The 23727-nt window shown below is 70.3% G+C and carries 24 protein-coding genes and 1 tRNA gene; 9 read left to right on the top strand and 16 right to left on the bottom strand.

Annotated elements, in window-relative coordinates; genetic code table 11:
- Positions 1–73: 73 nt before the first annotated feature.
- The 5 genes from AC1U7O_RS01320 to AC1U7O_RS01300 all read right to left on the bottom strand — a co-directional run bounded on the left by AC1U7O_RS01320 (position 74) and on the right by AC1U7O_RS01300 (position 4840).
- Positions 74–158 (bottom strand) — tRNA-Tyr (locus tag AC1U7O_RS01320).
- A 453-nt stretch (positions 159–611) separates the two neighbouring features.
- Positions 612–839: a hypothetical protein gene (locus tag AC1U7O_RS01315; protein ID WP_479892749.1), complete on the bottom strand. Its 228-nt coding sequence runs from the start codon at positions 837–839 to the stop codon at positions 612–614.
- Positions 840–972: 133 nt separating this feature from the next.
- Entirely contained in the window at positions 973–1905 is a 933-nt protein-coding gene (locus tag AC1U7O_RS01310) for a hypothetical protein (RefSeq protein WP_479892748.1), read from the bottom strand.
- Entirely contained in the window at positions 1889–3892 is a 2004-nt protein-coding gene (locus tag AC1U7O_RS01305; protein WP_479892747.1) for an ATP-dependent helicase, read from the bottom strand. The genes AC1U7O_RS01310 and AC1U7O_RS01305 overlap by 17 nt, the downstream gene beginning before the upstream one ends.
- Before the next feature lie 51 nt (positions 3893–3943).
- Entirely contained in the window at positions 3944–4840 is an 897-nt protein-coding gene (locus AC1U7O_RS01300) for a tetratricopeptide repeat protein (protein WP_479892746.1), read from the bottom strand.
- A 199-nt stretch (positions 4841–5039) separates the two neighbouring features.
- Between AC1U7O_RS01300 and AC1U7O_RS01295 the strand changes: the two genes are divergently transcribed.
- The 4 genes from AC1U7O_RS01295 to AC1U7O_RS01280 all read left to right on the top strand — a co-directional run bounded on the left by AC1U7O_RS01295 (position 5040) and on the right by AC1U7O_RS01280 (position 9982).
- Positions 5040–5876, top strand: coding sequence for a hypothetical protein (locus AC1U7O_RS01295; protein ID WP_479892745.1), 837 nt, complete (start codon positions 5040–5042; stop codon positions 5874–5876).
- 91 nt (positions 5877–5967) lie between these two features.
- Positions 5968–8124, top strand: coding sequence for an alpha-glucan family phosphorylase (gene glgP / locus AC1U7O_RS01290; protein ID WP_479892744.1), 2157 nt, complete (start codon positions 5968–5970; stop codon positions 8122–8124).
- 9 nt (positions 8125–8133) lie between these two features.
- Positions 8134–9519 carry a HEAT repeat domain-containing protein gene (locus tag AC1U7O_RS01285; RefSeq protein WP_479892743.1) on the top strand — a complete coding sequence of 462 codons (1386 nt, stop codon included), beginning with the start codon at positions 8134–8136 and terminating at the stop codon, positions 9517–9519.
- A gap of 25 nt (positions 9520–9544) precedes the next feature.
- Entirely contained in the window at positions 9545–9982 is a 438-nt protein-coding gene (locus tag AC1U7O_RS01280; protein ID WP_479892742.1) for a hypothetical protein, read from the top strand.
- Between the two features lie 12 nt (positions 9983–9994).
- Here AC1U7O_RS01280 and AC1U7O_RS01275 read toward each other — a convergent pair whose 3' ends face one another.
- The 8 genes from AC1U7O_RS01275 to AC1U7O_RS01240 all read right to left on the bottom strand — a co-directional run bounded on the left by AC1U7O_RS01275 (position 9995) and on the right by AC1U7O_RS01240 (position 15467).
- Positions 9995–10825, bottom strand: a complete 831-nt coding sequence (locus AC1U7O_RS01275; protein ID WP_479892740.1) for a HEAT repeat domain-containing protein — start codon at positions 10823–10825, stop codon at positions 9995–9997.
- A gap of 50 nt (positions 10826–10875) precedes the next feature.
- Complete coding sequence (locus AC1U7O_RS01270) at positions 10876–11076, bottom strand: hypothetical protein (protein WP_479892739.1); 201 nt, start codon at positions 11074–11076, stop codon at positions 10876–10878.
- 140 nt (positions 11077–11216) lie between these two features.
- Positions 11217–11855: a septal ring lytic transglycosylase RlpA family protein gene (locus tag AC1U7O_RS01265; protein WP_479892738.1), complete on the bottom strand. Its 639-nt coding sequence runs from the start codon at positions 11853–11855 to the stop codon at positions 11217–11219.
- Positions 11856–12103: 248 nt separating this feature from the next.
- Positions 12104–12721: an OmpA family protein gene (locus AC1U7O_RS01260; RefSeq protein ID WP_479892737.1), complete on the bottom strand. Its 618-nt coding sequence runs from the start codon at positions 12719–12721 to the stop codon at positions 12104–12106.
- A 170-nt stretch (positions 12722–12891) separates the two neighbouring features.
- Entirely contained in the window at positions 12892–13401 is a 510-nt protein-coding gene (locus AC1U7O_RS01255; protein WP_479892736.1) for a tetratricopeptide repeat protein, read from the bottom strand.
- Between the two features lie 284 nt (positions 13402–13685).
- Positions 13686–14300 carry a hypothetical protein gene (locus tag AC1U7O_RS01250; RefSeq protein WP_479892735.1) on the bottom strand — a complete coding sequence of 205 codons (615 nt, stop codon included), beginning with the start codon at positions 14298–14300 and terminating at the stop codon, positions 13686–13688.
- Between the two features lie 45 nt (positions 14301–14345).
- Entirely contained in the window at positions 14346–15116 is a 771-nt protein-coding gene (locus AC1U7O_RS01245; protein WP_479892734.1) for an OmpA family protein, read from the bottom strand.
- A gap of 24 nt (positions 15117–15140) precedes the next feature.
- Entirely contained in the window at positions 15141–15467 is a 327-nt protein-coding gene (locus AC1U7O_RS01240) for a hypothetical protein (RefSeq protein ID WP_479892733.1), read from the bottom strand.
- Between the two features lie 268 nt (positions 15468–15735).
- Here AC1U7O_RS01240 and AC1U7O_RS01235 point away from each other — a divergent pair, with 268 nt between their 5' ends.
- The 5 genes from AC1U7O_RS01235 (at position 15736) to AC1U7O_RS01215 (ending at position 20922) form a co-directional block, all read left to right on the top strand.
- Positions 15736–16731 (top strand): ABC transporter ATP-binding protein, encoded by a 996-nt coding sequence (locus AC1U7O_RS01235; RefSeq protein ID WP_479892732.1) that lies wholly within the window; start codon positions 15736–15738, stop codon positions 16729–16731.
- The gene (locus tag AC1U7O_RS01230) at positions 16728–17498 is read left to right on the top strand and encodes an ABC transporter permease (RefSeq protein ID WP_479892731.1); all 771 of its coding nucleotides are present in this window, start codon (positions 16728–16730) and stop codon (positions 17496–17498) included. Before AC1U7O_RS01235 ends, AC1U7O_RS01230 begins: the two co-directional genes overlap by 4 nt.
- Positions 17495–19018 (top strand): GldG family protein, encoded by a 1524-nt coding sequence (locus AC1U7O_RS01225; RefSeq protein ID WP_479892730.1) that lies wholly within the window; start codon positions 17495–17497, stop codon positions 19016–19018. Before AC1U7O_RS01230 ends, AC1U7O_RS01225 begins: the two co-directional genes overlap by 4 nt.
- Positions 19019–19051: 33 nt before the next feature.
- Complete coding sequence (locus AC1U7O_RS01220; protein ID WP_479892729.1) at positions 19052–20422, top strand: DUF4340 domain-containing protein; 1371 nt, start codon at positions 19052–19054, stop codon at positions 20420–20422.
- A 92-nt stretch (positions 20423–20514) separates the two neighbouring features.
- The gene (locus tag AC1U7O_RS01215) at positions 20515–20922 is read left to right on the top strand and encodes a hypothetical protein (protein WP_479892728.1); all 408 of its coding nucleotides are present in this window, start codon (positions 20515–20517) and stop codon (positions 20920–20922) included.
- A gap of 495 nt (positions 20923–21417) precedes the next feature.
- On the opposite strand, the gene AC1U7O_RS01210 is transcribed toward AC1U7O_RS01215, so the two are convergent.
- The 3 genes from AC1U7O_RS01210 to AC1U7O_RS01200 form a co-directional block, all read right to left on the bottom strand.
- Positions 21418–21819 (bottom strand): hypothetical protein, encoded by a 402-nt coding sequence (locus AC1U7O_RS01210; RefSeq protein WP_479892727.1) that lies wholly within the window; start codon positions 21817–21819, stop codon positions 21418–21420.
- A gap of 229 nt (positions 21820–22048) precedes the next feature.
- Positions 22049–22423 carry a hypothetical protein gene (locus AC1U7O_RS01205; RefSeq protein WP_479892726.1) on the bottom strand — a complete coding sequence of 125 codons (375 nt, stop codon included), beginning with the start codon at positions 22421–22423 and terminating at the stop codon, positions 22049–22051.
- Between the two features lie 53 nt (positions 22424–22476).
- Positions 22477–23727: DUF4384 domain-containing protein (locus AC1U7O_RS01200; RefSeq protein WP_479892725.1), on the bottom strand; the 1251-nt coding region annotated here is incomplete at its 5' end.

Genomic DNA, 23727 nt, shown 5'->3' with positions numbered 1-23727 from the left:
GCACGGCCGCCAGAGCGCCGATCCCGCGGCCCGCATGATCACGGGGCCGCGGGACCTCCGCTGCGCTACGGGATGGTGGGCAGGCAAGGATTCGAACCTTGGAAGCCGATGGCAACAGATTTACAGTCTGCCCCCTTTGTCCACTTGGGTACCTGCCCATGACGGATTTCACGATCGGTAGTCGCTCAAGCTCGACATCACGCGGTGGCTGAATCGACCGGTGGGAAGCCCGAACAACAAAGCAAACGACCCCGCCGTCAGTCCTTCGCCCCGTTGCCGGGAAATGCAATGGAACGCGAGGGACTGATCAGATCGGAGCGGCCATGCTCAGGAAATGCCGGATTGTACGAGCGAAGTTCCGGATTGTCAAGCAGAATTCCATGAAAGATTGGCGGCTTGGGCCGCCAGGGCCAATGGCTCCCGACAGAAACGGCCGCGGCCGGATTTCCCGGTTAGGGCAGAAGAGCGGCTGATGGGCGCGATGACCACCTGGGCTGCCGGAATCCGCACCTCGAGCCGGGCCCGCATGCGATCGAGCACTCCCTGCGCCTCCCCCATGAGCCGCTCGGGGACGAACTCCAAGCGCAGCGTGGTATGGACGTTGGTGCCAGTCAGCCTCGTCTGAAACCCGTCAAATTCTCATGGCCTTCGAACGAGGCCGCCAGGTTCCGGAGAATCACCGGTTGCAGCTCTTCTTCCGGGGGGCCAACCAGCAACTCCAGGACGTTCGGCGCGAGGATCGTGATGTCGTGGCCCCGCACCGCCGCGAGCACCAGAGAGAACAGCGGATCGGTGGACCCCGCCCCCGCCCCACCTTCGAACCACCAGGGCAGGCTCAAGAACCCGACGACACAGACATTGCGGCGGCCTGCCCAGGAACATCTCCGCCTGCGACTCCAACTACCGGGAGCCTTCGCGCGCGGCCTCGGCCTGGGCCCCGCGGTCGATGTGCGGGATCGCGGGGGGCTTCCCCTACCCATGGGAGGGCTCCGCCGACCGGCAGGGCATCGCGTCCTTGGGGAGCGGCCGGTCCTGTTCCATCACCGACACGTCCCGTCGAGCCTCCTCCGGCGACTCCTCGAAAACGACCTCCAGGAGCATCGCCACTTCCGCGGGCGTGATCCGATGCAGCGGCGCCAGGTAGCGCTTGTGCGTGACGGCCCGCTCTTCCGGGTCCTCCGGCTCGTAGTAGCCGACGATCTCCGCGGCCTGGTCCGCCTTCCGCAACCGCTGCCGCCAGGTGTCGGCGGACCGGGGCTTTCCCTTGCCGGCGGCAAGTTCCAGCTTCGTCCAGGTCGCCCAGCCGACGAAGACGGCCCAGGTTTCGTTCAAGGCCTCCCAGCCCTCCCGCTCCGTCAGCAGCCGTTCCTCGGTCACCGTCTTCCGTTGCTGGACGGGCGTGATCTCGACGTACTGGTAGCGGCAGGCCCGCACGTCGCGGGCAAAGGCCACGAGCTTCGCCCCGCGGGAGTCGGCCGCCTCCGGGCGGGCCTGAAGAAAGTCCATGTAGGCGTGGAACAGCTCGTGGTAGAGGGTCTTCACCTCGTGGTGGGGCAGCCCGGCCAGCGGCCGCAGGACGCCGCCCGCCCGGTTGAACGACAGGCTCCGATTCAGCACCATCCGGTGCTCATCCGGATGGTACTCGGCCGCGAAGGTGCGCAGGTCCCCGAACTCGAAGGTCACGAAGTCCGGGGGAATGAGCCGGAGAAAGCCGGTGGGGAGGCCGAGACCGGCGGCCTGGGCGATCAAGGTGCGCCAGGGACTCGCCCCGGCCGCCGCGCCCTTCGGCCCGCCCCGCCCCTCGCCGGACGCGCGCTCCGCCGGCACGGCCGGTCCGACCAGCAGCGCCAGCGCCAAGGCCAGGACTGCCGGCCGGCCGAGGCGCTGCCTACCCCCACGACTCACGGGAGTCCTCCTCCACGAGGCTCCAGTTCTCCAGGAGGGAGGAGTCAATCCCGTCCAGGAATCGCGTCGGCTTGGAGAGAATCGCGCCGCTGGCCTTGTCGTAGACGTTGATGGGATAGGTGAGGAAGAGGTGCCGCTTCGCCCTGGTCACCGAAACGTAGAACAGGCGGCGCTCCTCCTCCAGGTCCTCCTCCGCGCCGAAGGCGTAGGCCGAGGGGAACCGCCCGTCCACCACCCAGATGACGAACACGCACTGCCATTCCAGGCCCTTGGCCGAGTGGATCGTGGAGAGCACCAGGCGCTCTGTCTCCCGATCTTCCGCTTCCACGTCCACGACGCTCGCATCCGGCGGCTCGAGCGCCAGGTCCGCGAGGAACTCATCGAGGCGGTGGTAGCGCTCCGCCATCGCGTAGAGATGCTCGAGGTCCCGCATCCGCTTCGGATAGTCGTCGTACTGGTCTTTCAGGATCGGCAGGTAATACTCGTAGGCCCGGTTCACCTGCTCGGCCGGCCCCAGGTCGGCCGCCTGGCCCGCCTCCTCCAGCATCCGCGCCAGGTCCCGGAGCCGCCCCGTCCGGCCGGCCGCCTCGCGCAGCCGGTCGAGGGGGCGGCCGTCCTTGGTCATGGCCAGGACCAGGTCCTTCGCCTTCTTGGGCCCGACCCCCTCCACGAGCAGCAGGAGGCGGTTCCAGCTCACGGCGTCGAGGGGATTTTCGAGGACGCGCAGGTGCGCGAGCAGGTCCTTCACGTGGGCGGTCTCGATGAACTTGAACCCGCCCCGCTTCACGAAGGGCAGGTCTCGCCGCGAGAGCTCGATCTCCAAGTCGAAGGAATGGAAGCTCGAACGGAAGAGCACCGCAATCTCCCCCAGCGGCACGCCCTCCTCGCGCAGCTCCAGGATCTTCTGGGCCACGAACCGCGACTGGGTGTTCTCGCTGCCGGCCTGGACCAGGACCGGCAGGGGACCGTCCAGCTTCCTGGTGAAGAGGCGCTTGGTGTACTTCTCGGCCGCCGCGGCGATCACCTCGTTCGCCAGGTTGAGGATGGGCTGTGTGCTCCGGTAGTTCTCCTCCAGCTTGTAGACCGCCGCCCCGGGGAACAGCGCGGGGAAGTCCATGATGTTCCGGAACGTCGCGCCGCGGAACCGGTAGATGCTCTGGGAATCGTCGCCCACGACCATGACGTTCTCGTGGGTCGCGGCCAGCTTGCGCACGAGGTCGGCCTGCAGGCGATTGGTGTCCTGGTACTCGTCCACCAGGATGTGGCGATAGGCGGAGGACACCGTCTCGCGCGTCGGCTTGTCCTGGTCCAGCAGCGCGCGCAGCTTGACCAGCAGATCGTCGTAGTCGAGCAACTGCCGCTGGCGCTTGGCGGTCTCGTAGGCCTTCCTGAGCTCGTCCAGCGCATCGAGGTGCTCGGCGAAGTGCGGGAACTCCTCCAGGACCACCTCCTCGAGGGCCTTGAGCGTGTTCTCGCACTTGCTGAAGATCTCCGCGATGGTCCCCTTGCGCGGGAACCGTTTGTCCTTCTCGCTCAAGCCCAACTGGCCGCGGAGGAGGTTGAGCAGGTCCTCGGCGTCCCCCCGGTCCAGGATCGTGAAGCCCGGCTCCAGGCCGATGGGCCGGCCGTGGCGCCGCAGGAGCACGTTCGCCACGGAATGGAACGTCCCGCCGAAGACCCGTTCGCTCCGCGCGCCGATCAACTCGCCCGCCCGCTCGAGCATCTCCTGCGAGGCCTTGCGCGTGAACGTGAGCAGCAGGATCCGGCCCGGGTCCACGCCCCGGTCGATCAGGTAGGCCAGCCGGTAGATGAGCGTGCGGGTCTTGCCGCTGCCCGCGCCCGCGATCACCAGCGCGGGCCCATCCGCCGCCGTCACCGCCGCGAGCTGCTGCCGGTTCAAGGCCTTGGCATAGTCGATGGACAGGGCCGCCTGCGGCGCCTCGTCCGCCGGTCGCCGCAAGACGTAGGGCTTGGATTCCCGTTCCATGCTTCCCCTTTCAACACCCCCGCGAGGGACGGCACCGCCCGGTCCCGCCGGTCACCGTTCCTCTTCCAGCCGATGGTGTGCCGCGGCGGCTTCCTTCACATGGCCCACCGCCTCCACGTAGAGGGGCTTGGGGTCGATCCGCTCCGCAGCGCGGTAGGCTTGCTCCGCCTTGTCGTACCGATTCAGCAATTCGTAGGCGACGCCCAGATTGTACCAAGCCGCGCTGTTGCGCGGGTCGCGCGCGCGGACCGCCTCCCATTCGGCGATCGCCTCCTCCGGCCGGTTCGCCTTGATCAGCTCGATGCCCTGCTTCACGCCGCCGTCGCCGAAGAGCCCGTCCGTCTCGAAGACCCGCTCTACCTTGACGGGATGCGGCGCCAGCTCCGCCGCCAACCGGCGGCCCGCGTTCTCGATCAGCCGCGGCATGGCTTCCGGCTTCGGCGGCTCGTCCCGCCTCGACCGATGCCGCCCGGCCGCCTCCGGCAGCCCGACCTGCACCTGCCGCGCGGCCAGTATCTCTCCCGTCTCCGTCTTGATCACCCGGTAGGAGATCGTCAGCCGGGCGTGCTGGGGGTTGGGAACCACCTTGCCCAGGAGGAGCGCATCCGCGCCCAGGACCTTGCCGGCCCTGGCCGCCTGCTTCTCGTCCACCACGCCGGTCATGCCGAGCGCCAGTTCCTTGTCGAGCGCGAGGAGCTGTTCGCGCTCGACGATCCGCAGATACTGCCGCTCGACGAGCCGAGCGGTCACCGCATCGGTCACCCGACGGCCCAGCTCGCCGGGGCCCTCGAAGGTCGTGATCGCCAGGGTCCCCACCCCCTTCGCCTTGAGGTTCACCGCCGCCGGCACCTCTAGCGTGAAGTTCAGCGGCTGGGTCGCGCAGGCGGCCAGGGCCAGGCAGAGCCCCGCCGGCAGGCTGGACCGCAGACGACGCCGGCCGATCTCCATGACGGCCTCCCCCTCCCCACCGACGGGACCGCGCGTGAGGAATAGCACAGGGCCGGACCCGTTGCAAAGGGTTCCTGCTCACCGGAACGTCGCCGTGCCGACGCCCCGCCGCACGGGCTGCCCGCCGAGGCCCAGGCCCGAGCGACGGGTTGGATGCCGCGCCGGACTCGTATATAATGAGCGCCGTTCGCGAGGCGATATGGGCGCAGCCGATCCGCACAGCAGGATACTCAGGGACCTGGCCTCCTTGATGGTGGCCGTGGCGGGCGAGTCCGTCACGATGGTCAAGAAGAGCGCCCCGGAGGCCTCGCTCAAGCTCAAGAAACGGGCCGAGTGGGAGATCTACCTGGAGTTCCTGAAGGTCTTCTTCAACCTCGTGGACCGCTTGTCGGCCTTCTACGTACCCCTCCAGGACCAGCCGGCCCTGATGGACCAATTGGAGGACGCGGTCACGAGCCGGCTCAAGGCGGTCTTGGCCCCGGCCCTCGGGCCGGACTCGGACGAGATGGAATTCATCCTCACCGTCGGCAAGACCGTCACGGAGAGCCGCCAGACCTACGAGCGATTCCAGTTCGTGGTCACGGAAGAGAGCAAGGCCAAGGACGAGTACCTGAAAACCTTCGCGGAGCGGGTGGCGCGATTGATGGGCGCGACGGGCGACGGCATGGTGCTCTCCGCCGCCACCCTCTGCGCCGGCGCCGTGATACCCGCCCTGCAAGGCCTCTTTGAGCAGGCGTACGCCGGGGAACCGGCCACCGGAGCCACGCCCGTGGCGGGCGCCGCGACGAGGCCTGCCGCGCCGGGGTCCGGCGCGCCCGAAGAAATCAAGCTCGTGAGCGTCATGGCCGCGGTGGAGGGGGAAGAGGTCGAAACCCGTTGGGGGCTCCATCCCCGGTTCAGGCAGGACCTGCGCCCGCAACAGCTCCAGGAGCTGACCCACCTCATGAATCGCGTCACCCGCATCCTCGGGGAGCGGTACGCCGCCGTGGCCTTCACGGCGGCCTGGGCGTCGCGGCACAAGATCGGCCATGCCTGAGCCGGCCAGGGGCCTCCGCCCCGGCCCGCCGGGGGGCCGCGCCTCATCCGCCGGACAATCGGATCATCCCGCAATCGACCAAGGAGGACGCGTGAGCGAAGAGTCCGTCGCCAGCCCCGCCGCGCCACCCCTGCCGGGCGCCCTCGCCCGTCTGCAGGAGCTCGCCTTCAACCTCTGGTGGAGCTGGACCCCGCAGGCCCGCGCGCTGTTCGAGCACCTCGACCCGACGCTCTGGCGACTCAGCCACCATAACCCCGTCAAGCTCCTCCACGAGCTCAAGCCGGAGCGGCTGACGGCGCTCGGCCACGACCCGGCCTTCGTCCGCCAGTACTCGGCGGTCCTGAAGGCCTTCGACGACTATCTCGACGCCAAGGGCACCTGGTTCGCCAAGACCTATCCGGCGGGGGCCGACCGGACCGTCGCCTACTTCTCCGCCGAGTTCGGCCTGCACAACTCCATCCCCATCTACAGCGGAGGCCTGGGCATCCTGGCCGGCGACCATTGCAAGGAGGCCAGCGACCTCGGCATCCCGCTCGTGGGCCTGGGGTTCATGTACCCGCAGGGCTATTTCCGCCAGCGCATCACGGCCGACGGGTGGCAGGAGGCCGAGTACGAGCCCTTCAACCGGATGGAGTCCCCGATCCACCAGGCGCTGACCCCGTCGGGCGCGCCCTGCCGGATCGCGGTCGAGCTGAACGGGCGGACGGTATCCGCCGTCGTGTGGCGGGTCTGCGTGGGACGCGTGATCCTCTACCTGCTCGACACCGACGTGCCGGACAACGCGCCGGACGATCGCGCCCTGTCCGCCCGCCTCTACGGCGGCGATCAGGAAATCCGGCTGTCGCAGGAGATCGTCCTCGGCATCGGCGGCGTGCGGGCGTTGCGCGCGCTCGGGCTCTCGCCGGCGGTGTGGCACGCGAACGAAGGGCATTCGGCCTTCCTCACCCTCGAGCGCGTGCGGGAGTTGGTCCAGGCTGGCCGTGCCTTCGAGGACGCGGCCGCGCTGGTGCGTCGCAGCACGGTCTTCACGACCCACACCCCGGTCCCGGCCGGCCACGACGTCTTCCCGATCGAGCTGATGGACCGCTACTTCCACCGGTACTGGGACCAGCTCGGACTGTCGCGGGACCGTTTCCTCGCGCTCGGCGGCCATCCGGAGCGGCCGGACGGCTTCAACATGACGGCCCTGGCGCTGCGGCTCGCCTCCCACGTCAACGCCGTCAGCCGCGAGCACGGCCACGTGTCCCGCCGGATGTGGAAGGCCCTGTGGCCCGAGTTGCCCGAGGAGGAGGTGCCCATCCGGAGCGTGACCAACGGCATCCACGTGCCCACCTGGGTGGCGCCGGAGATGAACCACCTGTACAGCCGTCACCTCGGCCCCGACTGGGCCGACCGGAGCGACGACCCGGCAGTCTGGCACCGCGTGACCGACATCCCCGACCAGGAGCTCTGGGCCGTGCGGCAGGCGCTCAAGCGCAAGCTCATGAGCTTCATCCGCGAGCGCGCCCGCGCCGGCTGGATGCAATGGCGGCTGGAGGCGACGCAGGTCCTCGCCAACGGCACGCTGCTGGACCCGGAGGCGCTGACCATCGGGTTCGCCCGGCGCTTCGCGACCTACAAGCGCGCGACGCTCGTCTTCAGCTCGCTGACGCGCCTGCAGCACCTCCTGCAGGACCACTGGCGCCCGGTCCAGATCATCTTCGCGGGCAAGGCCCATCCGGCCGACGAGCCGGGCCGGCGGTTCATCCACGAAGTCTACAGCTTCTGCAAGGACCACGGCCTAGGCGGCCATGTCGCCTTCCTCGAGGACTACGACATGCACATGGCCAAGTACCTCGTCCAGGGCGTGGACGTCTGGCTCAACACCCCGCGCCCGCCCATGGAGGCGAGCGGCACGAGCGGCCAGAAGGCCGCGCTCAACGGCGTGCCGAACCTGAGCGTGCTGGACGGGTGGTGGCAGGAAGGGTACGACGGCGGCAACGGCTGGGCGATCCCCTCCTCCGCCCACCTCGGCGATCCGCAGGCCCAGGACCTCCACGACGCCGAGCAGCTCTACCGCATCCTGGAGCAGGACGTCGTCCCGCTCTACTACACGAGGGATCGGGACGGCATCCCGCGCGGCTGGATGCAGGTGGTCAAGGACGCGATCCGCACGGTGGTCCCGCGGTTCTGCACCCGCCGGATGGTCAAGGAATACATGACCCTCTATTACGCCCCGGCCGCCGGCCTGGACACCACGCCGCGCTGACGACCACCGGTGAAGCGACGCCCTCTCCTCAGCCTCATGCGGATCGCCTTCGCGCGGATCGCCTTCGCGCTGATCGCCCTGGCGGCGCTCATCCCGCAGGGCGTCGGCCCGGTCTGGCCGGCCGCTCCGCCGCGGCGCGACTCACCCCAGCAGGAAGCGATCGAGGCCTACCGGCGCGGCGACTATGACCGGGTCGTGCGCCTGCTCGAATCCCTGCCGCCCGAGCTCGCCCCCTCCCGCGACCTCCTGCAGGCCGGCTTCCAGAGCTACCTCAAGCTCGGCCGGGCCGAGACCGCGCTCGCGCTCTACGCCCGGCTCGTACCCCCGGGCCGACCGGACAACCTGCCGTGGCTGCGACAGCTCGCTCTCGCCCTCATCACCGGCCACGCGCGCGATGCCAGCGAGTTCGTCCGGGTCGCCGCCTACACCGCGCTCGCCGAGTTGGGCGGCAAGGACGTCCTGCCGCTGCTGGAGGATGGGCTGCTCGACGCCTCCGTCATGGTACGGGCGCGGGCCGTCGAGGGGCTCGGGCGGGCGGGAGCGGCCGGCGCGGCCGCCGTCAAGCGCGCCCTCCAGGACCCCGTCCCCGCCGTGCGCATCGCGGCCCTGAACGCGCTGGGCGCGAGCGGAGCGAAGGACCGGACCCTGATCGCCCGCCTCGTCGAGATCGCGCGGCGGGAGGACGGGCCGGCCCACGTCTTCGCCCTGGCCGCCCTCGTGAAGCTCGGCCGTACGGCGGCGCTGCACGAGCTCGAGGGCGCCGCGACGCTCCCCGACCCGGACACCCGCATGGCCGCGCTCGGTGCGCTGGGCGCCCTCAAGCGGCCGGCGAGCCTCCCCGTGCTGACGCAGGCCGTCTACGACCCCGACCCCTCCGTGCGCGCCTTCGCCGCCGGCGCACTCGGCCAGTTCGGCGACCCGGCCGGCGCCGGACCGCTCACCCACCTGCTCGGCGACGACAGCCCGCAGGTCCGGAGCCTCGCCGCCGCCGCGCTCGGCCGCCTCGGCCTCGCGCACACGCGCCCCCTGCTCTGGCAGGCCGCGCGCGACCCCGTCGAGCTCGTCCGCGCCGGGGCGGTCGAGGGGCTCCTGCGCCTGGGCGACCAGGACGTGCTGCTCGTGGCCGCGGCGCTCGCCACGCACGCGGACCCGTCGGTGCGCAGCGCCGCGGCCCAGGCCCTCGGCCAGCCGCGCGGGACGCGGGCGTTGCCGCTGCTGGAGCCGCTGCTCCAGGACCAGCAGCCCCAGCCGCGACGGGCGGCCGCGCGCGCGCTGGGCCGGATCGGCGGCGCCGCCGTCGTGCCCCTGCTCAAGAAGGCGCTCCAGGACGGCGATGCGGCGGTCCGCATCGCCGCGGCCGGCAGCCTGGCGCAGGCGCTGGCCGGCCTCCGGTGACCACGATCGCGAGGGGAGTCGGACGATGCTCAAATTGATCGGCATGCTGGCGTTGCTGGGCACGGTGTTCGCGGCGGGCTACTACGTGGGCAAACGGCCCATCCCCGAGCTGCAGAAGTCGGTCGCGGACCTGTCCCGCTCTCTGGTGGACAAGACCCTGGGCATGCAGCGGGATTTCCGGTTCCGCCAGTCGCTCCTGGATGCGAAGTCGCAGGTCGTGCAGGCGAAGTCGGAGCTGTTGGACCGTAATTACGGCACCGCGGCCAAGGAGCTGGCCGACACGGTCGAGGAGATTCAGAAGGCGGTCGAGGCGGAAGGAAGCGGGGGCAAGGCGGCCCGGGTGAAGTCCCTGGCGGCGAAAGCGCGCGACGCGCACCTGGAGCTGACACTGGGGAAGGCGATCCCGCGCGCCAGGCTGGATGAGATTCAGCAGGAGCTGGACGCCCTGCTGAAGGAGGACTAACCGGGGGGCCGATCAGGCGTTCGCGGCCTTCTTCTTCCAGGCCGCCAGGATCCGCTCCACCCGCATCTTCACGACAAGGTCCGGGTCGTTGAGCAGGGGCTTGATCGCCTCGCGGCCGCGGTCGTCGCCGATCTTTTCCAGCGCCGCGGCGGCCGTCAGCCGCGTGAACCAATCCTTGTCCTTCGTCATCTCGATCAAGGGGTCCACCGCGCGCCGGTCTCCGATCCGTCCCAGCGCGATGATGGCCTGGCGGCGGATGCGCTCGTCCTTGTCCGTCAGCGCCTCGAGCAGCCGCTCCACCGCCGGCTCGCCCAGCTCGACCAGCGCGTCGGTGGCGTCTTCGCCGAATTCGTCGCTGCGGAGCTGCTGGACCAGGGGATCGAGGACCCGCTCGTCCTTGATCTTGCCCAGCGTGCGGATCGCAAACTTGCGGACATCCCAGTCCCGGAGCTGCTTGACCACCAGGTCCACAGCCGGGGAACCGACCTGGCCGAGTGCCTCGACCGCGACCTCCCGCACCTGCCAGTCTCCGTCACGCAGCGCCCGGACGAGCGGCTCGACGCAGCGCTCATCGCCCATCTCGCCCAGCGTGATGACCGCCTCGCGGCGGACCGCCCAGTCGGGGTCCTTGAGGAGGTCGATCTGAATCTGGACCTCGTCCTTGACCTCCTCTTCTTCCGGCTTGGCCTCCTCGGCGGCCTGGGCCTCGATCTCCGCCTGCTCGGCGTCGGTCGGACCGGCAGGCATGGCGAGGGCGTCGGCCACGCGATCCACGTGGGCGTCCGTCGCCGCGCCTTCCTCCGGCTCGAAGAACTCCTCGGACTGCTTCTCCGCTTCCGCCATCCCCTCTCCTCCCACCGGGCCCGGTCCGCCGCCGCCCGGAACGGGCCGGCTTACGCCGACGCCGCCTGCTTCTTCATCGCGTGTTGCCTGCGGAGCGCGAGCTTCCGGCGGCGGCGCTGGGCCCGCTTCAGCCGCTTGCGCAGCTTCCGCACCGCCGCGTCGCCCTCGGGGTTCTCGTGTCCCGCCAGCCGCTCCCGCACCCGCTTCGCCAACCTGGTCTCGTCGTTCTCCGGTCCGGTCTTCTTCGCCATGACGCCTTGTCTCCCTCCTCGCACCGATGCCCGCCGCGTTCGGAACGCTTCAGTCTATGCGACGCTCGGGAAGACTGTCAACCGGCGCCGCGGCGGGCCCGGACGGACGTTCCGCGTGCGGCCTGCGGGGAAATGATCGGTCAGAACAGGGCCCTTTCGGGCGGGTCGGAGAGGCGGTTGCCCGCGGCGAGGATGTCGGCGACGCGGCGCGACCGCCGCGCGCGGTACAGGTCTCCGGGCTGGAAGGGCAGGCCGCGCTCGCGCTTGACTTCGCCGGGCTCGCGCGCCGGCCCGCGCCGCTCGTCGCCCTGGCGCACCGGGGTCGAGGCCACACGGACCGTCACGGCCATCGGGCCGTCCAGGAACGGCGCGCCGGGTTGCCCGACCACCTCGAGCTGGACCGCCGCGACGCCCGCCCCCAGCAGCTCCAGCGTCCGCCCGGCCGCGTAGGAAAGGTCGATGATGCGCCCGTTGACGTACGGCCCGCGGTCGTTGATCCGGACGAGCGCGCTCCGCCCGTTCTCCACGTTGGTCACCCGGACGACCGTCCCGAAGGGCAGGGTCCGGTGCGCCCCGGTCATCTCGTGCATATCGTAGGGCTCGCCGTTGGCCGTGAGCCACCCGTGAAAGTCCTCGCCGTACCAGGAGGCGATCCCCCGCTGCTTGGTGCCCAGGTCCATGTCCACCGAGCCCTTCGGCAGGACCGTGCAGGCCGACAGGAGCAGGCCTCCCAGCACAGCCAGGGCCCACGGCCCGGGTCGCTGTCTTCGTGTCTCCACGCACACCTCCGATCGTTCTCAGGCCGATACCCACGCCGCACACGGCGAACACGGGGGATGAACCGAGGATGAGGCCGGATGGGCGAAACCGCGATGCGAGCCGGAACAAACGGCACGGGATACGATCGAGGCGGGCGGAATCTACCAAAGCCGGGGGGGCCTGTCAACCCCCGCCGGACGGAAATCTTCTTGCGGGGATACGGTGTGGAGGCCGACCGAACGGCGTTCGGCCGCCGGTGTGCGGAGGGCTAGGGAATCTGTCGGTAGAATCGGTCCTCCTGGATCGTCACGGAAAAATGCACGCTCCGGTTCTTCTCCCAGCAGGCCTCGCTGTGCGCCGTGCACAGCGGGCGGTCCTTGCCGTAGCTGATGACCTTGAGCGCGCGCGCCTCGAGCCCGAGCGTCTCCAGGTAGCCCTTCACGGCTTGGGCCCGCCGCTCGCCCAGGACAAGGTTGTAATCGGCCGTTCCGCGCTCGTCGCCCCGTCCCTCCAGCAACAACTCCCATCCGTCCCGCCCCTTCAAGCGCGAGGCGTTGACCTCCACGAGGTCGCGGGCGTCCTCGCGCAGGGCGTACCGGTCGAAGTCGAAGAGGATGTCGAACATGAAGGGCGAGGGCGGCTCCACCACGGCCGGCGGGGGGGCCGGCGGCGCCGCGGCTTCCTGGGCGGACGCGGCTTCCTGCGGCGGCGCGGCGGGCAGCGTCACGACCGGCTCCTCGACGCGCTCCTCCTTGAGCGGACCGAGCGGCCCCTTGCCCGCCTGCTGCTCCCGCGACTCCACCACCGCCGCGTGCTCCGCCGTCGCACAGGCCCCCAAGGCCGCCACGAACCCGAGTCCGGCCAGCACCAGCCCCCATCGCCGCATGAAGCCCTCCTCCACGAACAATCCCGTACGCAGGCCGGGAGTCGCTGGCCAGACTGTACCATAGGCAGAGACCCCGATCCAGGGTTGAGATGACCCGACCGGGTCCGGGATCCGGGAGGACGATGCGGCGGGAACGGAATCGGCGGCGGGAACGATAGCGGGAAGGCTCGCTACCGAGCCCGGCGTGAGCGCTTGCGGCCGTCGGCCTGGAGGTCCAGGACGTTCGTGCCGCGGTCGCTGCTCAGCGCCCAGTCCAACTCCTGCTGGTCGGCCTCCGCCCGGCTTTCCTCGGTCACGGCTTCCCACGTGCGGCCCTGCCCGCGGAGGAGCCCGGCGTAGAGTTTCCGGACGCCGACCAGGCCGGCCTGGTTGTACTGGGAATGGCGCTTCGCCTCGGCCTCGCTCAAGATCGCGATCGCGCGCCGGTAATGCTCCTCGGCCCTCCGGGGATCGGTCTGCTCATAGGCGCGGGCCAGCCTGGCCAGGAGCAGCGCCACCTGGGGGTGGTCCGGTCCGAGCTGGCGCTCGATCTGCGCCAGGTGCTCGACGTCCGCCTCGAACCCATCGGCGGACGACTGGTCCCGGCCGGGAAACTCCTCCCAGGCCGGCTGCGCCGCGGCGGCGGCCAGGGACAGGGATAGGAGCAGGGAGAGGATGCCGCTCGCGGCCGCCTTCGTCACGCTGATTCCCCTCGATCGTGGTGGACGGTGGTACGCCGGTTGTGCAGGCGCGGCGGCACTCTATCACGGGCCCGTGCCGTTTTCATCGGCCCACTGGTCGCAGGCCGTCCCCTGGGCCTTCCGATCCTCCGCCATGGGCACCGCGGCCCAGCGGGGACGACGCTGTCCCTATCCGATGAACGGCCCGCGGTTGCGCACGATCCGGCCGCGCAACGCCGAAAGCAGGAGCGCCCGGGCCGTGAGAGCCCGGGCGCTCGCTTCATCCGCACCGGATCGTCGGAGCGCTACTTCAGGCGCAGGAGGCCGTTTTCGACCTTCGTGTTGGCGAGAAACTTCTGGAAGCTCTCGGTCAGGACCGTGTTGACGAGGTCCTCCGCATCTTCGGGGTCGAACCAGACGACCGTATCCTCGCCGGCGCCGTTGAGCGTCATCCGGACGACGCTGCCGTCCGCCGCGTTCTGCGCCTGCACGACCATCTTCGCCCTGACCGTGATCACCGTCCGGCCGAACTTGCTGTCGGCGTCGACGGCGAGGTTCAGCAATTTCCCGGAAACGGTCACGTCCCCCGGCGTGCCGGCGCCGCCCCCCTTGGCGAGCTGGGCGCGCCAGTTTCTGGCCTTCAGGTAGTCCACGACCGCTCCGGCCACCGCGTCGCCGGCCTTGCCGCCCTCCACGTCGAAGGGCGTTTCGCTCCCCCACAGGTGATGGCGGAGCCCGAGACGGTCCTTGGAGGGCCGGGCATCCTCGACGCCCGTCACGACGACGTGCAAGTCCGTTTTCTGGGCGGCCCCCGTCGCGGCGGCCTCCGTCGGCTTGATCGTCAACTTGATCACCGGCTCGCCGCAGCCGGCCACGGCCATGAGGGCCACGCACCCCAACAGCAATCTGCGATCTTTCACGAGCGCCTCCTTACGGCACGAGCGGCCCGGCAGCCGGACCGCCGATTACTTCTCCGTCACGAAATGGGCCCGCCGATTCTCCTGCCAGCAGGCGTGACTGTGCTCCGTGCAGAACGGTTTCTCCTTGCCGAAACTGGTGACCGTGATCTGCGACGCCGGGAGGCCCAGGCTGGCGAGGTAGTCCCGGGTCGCTTGCGCGCGCCGCTCGCCGAGCACGAGGTTATAAGCCGAGGTCCCGCGCTCGTCGCAATGGCCTTCGATCAGGAGCTTCCACCCCTCCCGGCCCTTCAGGACGGAGGCGTTCCGCTCGAGGGTCGGCTTCGCGTCATCCCGGATGACGAATTTGTCGAAGTCGAAGAAGACGTCCGACAACGCCGGCGGCGCCGGGGGCGGCGTCACCGCGGCCACCGGCGCGGGCGGCGGCGCCGGGGGCTCGGCGGCCGGCGGCGGGGGCGGCGCCACTTCCGGCTCGGTCACCCTGGCCTCCTCGACCGGCTTGGGCGGCACGGTGGTCTCCGCCGCCTGCTCGCGCGGCGGCTCCGGCGCGGGCGGCGGCGGCGCCTGTGGCTCGGCGGCCGGCGGCTGCTCCGTTTCCCGGGCCACCGGCTGCTCGGCCGGCGCTTCCACCTTGGGCGACTCCGGCGCCGGGGGCGCCGGCTCCATGACCGGAGGGGGAGGCGGAGGAGGCGGCGGCACCTCCAGCGCCAGGTCCTGCGCCGAAGACGTCACGCTCCGTCCCGCGCAGCCCGACACGAGCAGCGCCACGACACAGAGAGCACCCAGACCGGACAGATTCCCGCCGACGAATGCACGCATGGAGGCTCCTTTGCTGGCTTCTGGTTACTTCAGTCGGATGGACTGAGCCGTCAGGCCTTTGTCGCTCTTGACGTAGGTGAGCTCGACCTTCTGGCCGACCTTGATGTCACTCAAGGCGACGCGGTCCTTCCCGCGGGTGATCTGGGCGCCGGACTCGACCGCCGCCCCGACGATCATCTCCTCCTGCTTCTTACCGACCTTCGTCGAGACGACGATCACCTGGGGGCTGTCCGTCAGGTTGACGGCCACGACCTCGCCGGTGACGGTCCGCGCCGGCGACTTGGCCTCTGCCGCGCCGCCCGCCCAGAGGATGATCACCGCGGCACACATGATTGGGATGATGGGCTTCATAGTTCGCCTGCTCAGCTCCGGTTCACTGCGGAGGCGGACGGGATCGCTCCCGATCGCCGGCGCCCGCCTCCAGAATGCAGGCACTATAGCCACAATCGCGGGACAGATCAAGCCTGCAGTACGAAATAACTCTCAGGATGGGTCCGGCGCCGCCGGACACCCTTGACGCCCCCTTGACGAGCCGGTAAGATCGGCCCGGACCCGCGGCGGGATTCCGGCGCGGGTCCAGTCATGTTCGCGCGGGCCACGGCCCGGGAGCATCCGTCCGATGATCGAAGTCCGTGAGGTGACCAAGCGCTACGGCGCCCACACCGCGATCGACCGTGTGTCCTTCTCGGTGGAGAAGGGCGAAGTCCTGGCCTTCCTCGGCCCCAACGGCGCGGGCAAGACCACGACGATGCGCATCCTGACCTGCTTCATGCCGGCCTCCGAGGGCCTGGCCCGTGTCGCCGGCTTCGACTGCTTCGAGCAGCCGATGGAGGTCAAGCGCCGCATCGGCTACCTTCCCGAGACGCCCCCGCTCTACCAGGAGCTGACCGTCACGGAGTACCTGACCTTCGTCGGCCGGCTCAAGGGCCTGGGCGCGTCGGAGCTCACGGCCGGGCTCGCGCGGGTCCTGGAGCGGCTCTCGCTCGGCGACGTGCGCCATCGGGTGATCGGCAACCTGTCGCGCGGCTACCGGCAACGGGTCGGCCTGGCGCAGGCCCTGATCCACGACCCGCCGGTGCTGATCCTCGACGAGCCGACCGTGGGCCTCGACCCGAAACAGATCATCGAGATTCGCGAGCTCATCAAGAGCCTGGCCGGCTCCCACACCGTGATCCTGAGCACGCACATCCTGCCGGAGGCGACGGCGGTCTGCCAGCGGGTCGTCATCATCAACGGCGGACGGATCGTCGCGGAAGACCGGCCCGACCGCCTCTCCGCACGGCTCCGCCAATCGGAGAAGGTGAGCCTCACCGTGAAGGCGCCGCCGCCGGGCTTCGCCGACCGCCTGCGCGGGCTGCCCGGCGTCCTCGGGGTCTTCGATTCCGGCGAGCCGGGCGGCTACCTCCTCGAATGCGAGCTGGGCCGCGACCTGCGCCCCGAGGCGGCCCGGTTCGTGGTCGGCCAGGGCTTGGAGCTGCTGGAGCTCAAGCTGGTCGCGATGACGCTGGAGGACGTTTTCCTGAAGCTGACCCAGCGCGAGGAGGCCGTCGAGGCGGCGGCGAGCGGCGCCGCAGGAGCGGGCGAGCCGGCCGCGGAGGAGGACACCCGGCCATGACGCCGGTCCAGGCCATCGTCGCCAAGGAGCTGCGCACGGCGTTCGTGTCGCCGATCGTCTACGTCGTGAGCGCCGTGTTCCTGCTGATCTTCGGCGTGCTGTCCTACCTGGCCGTGGTCAACACGGGCAACCAGGCCATCCGCATGATGCAGATGCAGGGCGCGGCGGCGCAGCTCAACCTGAACGATCTCGTCTTCCGGCCGACCTTCTACAGCATGGCGATCGTGCTCCTCCTCGTGGTCCCGATCTTGACCATGCGCGTCTTCGCGGAGGAGCGCAAGCTCCGGACCTTCGAGCTGCTCATGACCTCGCCCGTCGGGATCAACGAGATCGTGACGGGCAAGTTCGTCGCGCTGTTCCTGATCTTCCTGGGCCTGCTCGGCCTGACCGGCCTCGTCCCGCTGGCCCTGTCGCTGTTCAGCAGCTTCGACTGGAACCCCGTCCTGACCGGTTACCTCGGCCTGGCGCTCCTGGGGGCGCTGTTCATCGCGACCGGCCTCTTCGCCTCGGCCCTGACCGAGAACCAGATCGTTGCCTCGTTCCTGAGCTTCGGCATCCTGATCCTGGTCTGGCTGATGGGCGGCATGGGCTCGGTCCTCGGCGACAGCCCCCTCGGGGAGGCGCTGTCCTACCTCTCCTTCATCGAGCACTTCGACCGGATGGTGCGCGGGCTGCTGGAGTCGAAGGACCTGGTGTACTACGGCTGCGGGCTGGTCCTCATGCTGTTCCTGACGCACCGGGTCGTCGAATCCCAACGGTGGAAATGAGCCGCATCGTTCCCGGCATCGGCGTCATCGGCGCGGGGCTGGCGATCGCCGGCGCGGTCGCCTATTCGCTCGCGCCGGACCGGCTCTGGCTCGTCACGCTCTGCGAGGGGCTCGCGCTCGTCTGCCTCGTCCTGTTCTTCGTCACCCACTTCGAGACGGTCAAGGCGTTCTCCAGCCGGCGGTCCACCAGGCTGGGCGCGAACAGCCTCCTCATGGTGCTCCTGTTCATCGCGATCCTGGTGATCGTCAACTTCCTGGCCGCGCGCCATTCCGTCCGCTGGGACTTCTCCGAGACGCAGCGCTTCACCCTCGCCCCCCAGACGCATCGCGTCCTGCGGGGGCTCCCCCGCGACGTCGCGATCACGGTGTTCTCGCAGGACCGGAGTCCCGGTTACAACGCCTATCGCGACCTCCTGGAGAGCTACCAGCAGGCGACGACGAAAGTGAAGGTGTCCTTCGTGGACCCGGAGCGGCAGCCGGGGCTGGCCCGCCAGTACGGCATCACCAGGGCCGACACGGCCGTGATCGAGAGCGGCGAGCAGTCCACCCGCGTGACCGCCCCCTCCGAGGCGGAGCTGACGAGCGCGCTGATCCGCGTCTCCAAGGACGCCAAGAAGCGGATCCTGTTCCTGGAGGGCCACGGCGAGCGGGCGCTCGGCGATCGGGAGCGCAGCGGCCTGTCCGTCGCCAAGGAGGCCCTCGCCAAGCAGGGCTACGACGTGGGCACGCTGTCCCTGCTCCAGGAGCGGGCGGTTCCCGAGGGCACCGCCGTCCTCGTGCTGGCCGGCCCGCGGCGGCCGGTCACCGCCGAGGAGCAGGACCGGATCGGCGCCTACGTCGAGGCCGGCGGGCGGCTCCTGGTCCTGCTCGATCCCGGCTCGCAGGCCGGACTGGAGACCCTGCTCGGCCGGTGGGGCGTCGAGCCGGGCCGCGGCGTGCTGGTGGACCTTCAGGACCGCCTCGCGCTGGGCGACCTGACCGCGCTCATGGTCCGCACCTTCACCGAGCACGAGATCACGCGGGACTTCAACTTCGCGGTCCTGTTCCCGAACTCGCGCCACCTCGCGTTCGACGAGGCCAGGGGCAAGGACTGGGACTTCGTCCCCCTCGCGCGCACCTCGCCCCGGAGCTGGGCGGAAGCCGCGCCGGAGGGGCGCGTCGTCCAGTTCGACGAGAAGGAGGACGTGCAGGGGCCGCTCCCCCTCGCCGCGGCGCTCACACCGAAGAAGCCGGCGGAGGAGGGCAAGCCGCAGCCGGCCATCGTGGTCGTGGGCAACTCGGCCTTCGCCAGCAACAGCTACATCAACTTCCCCGGCAACACCGACTTTCTCCTGCACACGCTCGGCTGGCTGGCGGAGGAACGGGACCTCATCTCGATCACGCCGAAGGAGCCGGCCTTCCGGCCCTTCATCCCGAACCCGGCGCAGGAAGCGATCCTGCTGTACGTCCAGGTGCTCCTGCTGCCCGCCGCGACCTTCCTCGCCGGCATGGTCATCTGGCGGCGCCGGCGCCGCCTCTGACCGACGGCCGCGCGGCCACGCGACGCGGACGCCATGAGACGGTACCTCGCGACCATCCTGCTGGCCCTGGCCCTCGCGGGCCTCGGCGCCTACGTCCTGCTCGTCGAGCTGCCGGGGGAACGCGCCAAGACCGAGGCCGACGTCCGGGACCAGCGGCTCCTGCCCTTCGCGGAGGGGGAGATCACGGGCCTGACGGTCGCGTCGCCCGCCGCCGAGGTGTCGCTGGTCGCCGGGGAAGGCCGCGCCTGGAGGATCACCGCGCCCATCGAGGCGGAGGCGGACGCGCGGGAAGTGGGCAACCTCCTCCGAGCCCTCGTCCTCGGCCGCGTGACCCGCGTCGTCGGGGAGAAGGGCGCGGCGCTCGCCCCCTTCGGGCTCGACCGGCCGTCGGTGGTCCTGACGGTGGCGGCGGGCGACCGCCGGGAAACCGTGAGCCTGGGCGACAGCGGCCCCCTGACCTCCAGCCTCTACGCGGTCCGCGGCTCGGACGGCCGCGTGCTGCTCACGGACCTCGCGCCGAAGGACTTCCTCAACAAGGGCCTCTTCACCTTCCGACGCAAGGAAGTCCTCCGGTTCGACCAGGGCAAGGTCGAGCGGCTCCGGCTGACCTACCCCCAGACCGAGCTGGTGCTCTACCGGGCGACCCACGGCGCGAAGGACAAGTGGTCGTTGCGCTTCCCCATCGAGGCGCCAGCCGACCAGACCGAGGTCCGCACGTTCCTGCAGCGGCTGGAGGACCTCAAGGCCCTGGGCTTCGTGGACCCCGGCCCCGACCGCGAGGCTCTGGCCCGTCAGCTCACCAAGCCCCAGGTGAAGGTGACCCTGCATCACGACGGAGCCGACCAGACCGTCAAGCTCTTCCAGCTCGATCCGGCCTCCGGCGAGGCCTTCGCCGTGACGACGCCGGAGGCGCCGATCTTCCGAGTCGCGCCGTCGGCGATCAAGGACCTGACCAGGGAGCTCTTCGCCCTGAGGGACAAGCGCCTGTTGGGCGTGGAGTACGAGCAGGTGGCGCTGCTCGCGGTGAAGACCCGTGGCGAGCAGTACACCCTCGTCAACCAGAGCGGCACGTGGGTCCTGGAGAACCGGCCCGACCAGCCGCTCGACCAGCAGCAGACCGACCTGTTCGTCAGCCGGGTGGCAGGGCTGCCCGCGGAACTCCGGGTAGTGGAGCAGGCCGGCCCCCTCGCGCCCTACGGCCTCACCGCCCCCACGGCCGAGTTCACCGCGACGACGAAGGAGGGCAAGGCGCAGGGGCGGCTGGTCCTGGGCACGAAGGTCGGCGGGCTGGTCTATGCGATGGGCCAGGGACTCCCCGGCGTCTACCAGGCCAGGGCCGACCTGCTGGACCAGATTCCGTCGCGGAGCGCGCTGCTGGCGAAGCCCGGCGGGGCCACGCCCTGAGTCGCACCGCTTGCGTTTCCCTCGGCGGCTGCGCTACTCTCGCCGAGACCGTTTCGTACTCGGAGGCCAGAACCTAAGGAGGGCACGATCCTATGGGTATCCGTCGATCCGGCTTGATGGGGCTGTTGGCGGGAACCATGCTGATGACCGCCGCCTGCGCGACGACCGACTCCGAGGCCCCGGTGTCCGGCGGGAGCGCGGCGGCGACCGGTGCCGCCGACAGCCTGCAGACCTGTCTCGCCCGCATCCCCTCGAACGCCACCGCGGGGCAGCGCGCCGTCGCCGAGGAAACCTGCAAGCGCGACCAGGCCGTCCGCAACGCGGTGGTCGGCGTCGGGACCGCGGCGACGACGTCGGCCGCCGCGGCCGGGCACGCCGACGACTCCCTGCAGGCATGTCTCGCCCGCATCCCCTCGGACGCCAGCGCCGGCCAGCGGATGGTCGCCGAGCAAAGCTGCCAGCGGGACGAGGCGGCGCGCCGGGCCGCGCCCGGCCGCTGATCCTCCCCCGCCCTTCCATGCTCCGGGCACGCACCGCGCCAGCGGGCGTGCCGAACGCCAGTCCGCTTCTTTCGAGGGGGGCGACGCACACCGTCGTGCCGCGGCCCGGCCCGCCGGAGACGCGACCGTCCCCCCGAAGGGCGCAGCCGCTCGTGCAGGCCCTTGAGGCCGACGGGGTGTGGAGGGCCAGGCCAAGAACAGCAGCGTCGAGGGGACGGCACGGCCCTCTTCCTTCCAGGCCGGCTTCCTGGCGTCAGGGAGACGGTTGCCGACACGAGCTGCCATGCGCGCCACGGCTTCCCTCCACGACAGGACGCCCCCGACAAAAATTGAGTGCTTGCGCCCCATTTTTCGTAAAACGGCCAGGAAGGTTGAGCACTGGATATCCCCTATTTTGCTGGGGGCGCGGTATGGGCAAACGGAACCCGATCTAGGGAAACGATGGAGGAGGATACCGACCCGAGGGATGGCGCCGAAGGGGCCCGAAGCAAATCCTCAGCCGCGCTCCCCGCCTTCTAAGGAAGCGTCGCAACCCGCCCCTTCCCGTGCATCGCAGGGCCTGCGCCCGCAGACGCGGAGGTCCGAGCAGAGGATCGCCTTGCCACCGCGGGACGGAACACCGGCCGCAGGCACAAAGAACAGGAGCAGCCGATCGGCCGCCCCGATGGATCGCCACAAGTCCGAATCTCGAATCTCCACGGTGAAGGTCCCTGTGACGCCGTCGGCCTTCGAGCCGGTCCGGGCGATGGGCCGGGCCCGGCGGTCCTCGGGGTTCGAGTCGGCCGGCTTCTGACCCAGCACGGCCTCCTCCGACCCGACTGCCTGGGCCAACGTCGGAGCCGCCGCAAGCATGGACATCGCCAAGACATAGGCCGACAGACGCGCGGTGTGAACCATGGCCCCCTCCGTCGTTGGAGCTCCCTCCCGGAAGCCTTCAGATGCTCAGTCGTTGACCCGACAGAGCAGGCCATCGCAAGGAGCGGGCCAAGGGCTCTCCGCGCAGTCATGCCATGATGACCCTACAATTCAATCGGTTGTGGCGCTCACGATGGGGGCCGGGCAAGGCCGTGGACCGCCGGTACCCAGTGCCTGTAATTCCTACGCACGGGCTTCGGCAAGAATTACTTCAATAGGGGCCTGGTACTACAACACCCTCCGTGCCCGTGACGGGACCGGTCTCGACCGGATCAGGGGGGCGTCGTTCTCGAGATCGCTCGCGCTCCCGGCGACGCTCCGCCTCAATGCGGGCTCGCTCCGCTGCTTCGCGCGCCTTCAGCTCCGCTTCGCGCTCGGAGGCGTCCCTGCGCAGTCGGTCGCTTTCCATCATTTCCCGCTGCCGCTCGAGGGCCCTGGCACGGTCGGCCTCTTCCTGCGACATCGCCTGGCCGCCTTTCTCCTGGGCCAGGCAGTCCACCGCCACCCCCTGCCAGTCCAACAAGACCAGGAGCGCGAAGCCGAATCGGGCGGATGCTCCCCTGAGCGATGCGCGCAGAGCCCCCATAGGCCCATCCCCCTCCTCGCGACCGCTCGGTCGGTCCACACGGCGGCCGACCGTCACGGCCGCTGATCCGACGCGCCGGGCGCGTGCGCGCCCGAGCCGGTGATCGCCCCAGGCATCACGGGGTCAGACGGGCGACGGCCCCGATCCACCCCCCTGGACCGCAGGCCGCGCTGGCCTTCCGTTTCCCGCTGATCGGGTTCCAGCGTCAGGATCTGCGTGTGGGCCTCGCTCCATTGCTCCGGCTGCGACAGTCTCGCTGTGGGCTTGATGTCGCGGAAGCGGACCTCGTCCTTCTTGGACAGGCCGAACAGCCCCTGGCTCAGGTCCATGTTCTCGATCAACGTCACCGGCGCCGTCGTACAGATGGCCTTGACCCGCTCCGTGCCGACCGGCTTGTCCGGGTCCACGGTGAAGTCATACTGGTCCCTGGGCCCCGGGATGATTTCCCACTGCCCCGGCTGGATGAACGTCGGCGTCGGCCGCCACTGGTTCGGCAGGAGCACGGTCCAGGCGCCGCTCGCGCCGATGTTCACCACCGTGAGGTAGCAGCCGACGGTCGTCCGGAAGCGGAAGTAGGCCTTCTCGCCCTTGCGGACCTGCGGCTCAAGCGGCTCCAGGTCTGTCTTGAACCCGCTCGGGTTGCGCAGGTCCCAGAAGGCCTCGACCCACTCGCTGTAGCTCTGCCGGGGTGCCGGCGGCGCCAGGATCGGCGAGGGCGCGGAGCCCGGCTTCAGCCGCAGCTCGCGCACCTCATCGTCCGACAGCGCGACCCTCGGGACGGTCACCTCGTCCCCGCCCTCCGACCGGTCGTCGGTGAGCCGATGGAGCTTCGCGATGATCCACACGCCCCCGTCCGGGCTCGCCTGGTAGGAGCCGAAGACCTCGATGGCGGCCTGCGGACCCGCGCCCGGCTGGCCCCCCGCCTCGCGCGTGCCCGAGCCCTTCTCGATCACGTCCAGGTTGCCGATCCGGGCCAGGTTGATCGCGAGCAGGGATTCGATGCGGGCGCTCAGCGAGAGCCGGCGGCCGGAGCCGCTCTCGACGAAGTTGTGGACGACGGCCGGCTTGCCGTACGAGGTGTTCACCTGCTCGGAGAGCTTCATGGCCAGCTCGTACAGCGCCTTCGCCATCGGGTTCTCCGGCGCCGCCGGCGGCGGCTTGATGCTGAACCGCACCTCCTGCCCGGCGAGCTGCGCCTGGAGGCGCTGCTTAAGGACCGGGGACAGGCCGGCGGGCAGTTGCTCCACCGCGACCTGCGCGGCCGCGGCCGACGCCGCGACGTTCCGCACCGCCGCCTCGGCGCG

The organism is Candidatus Nitrospira neuquenensis, from assembly GCF_979578155.1.
This window is presented reverse-complemented; position numbering and strand designations above follow the sequence as displayed.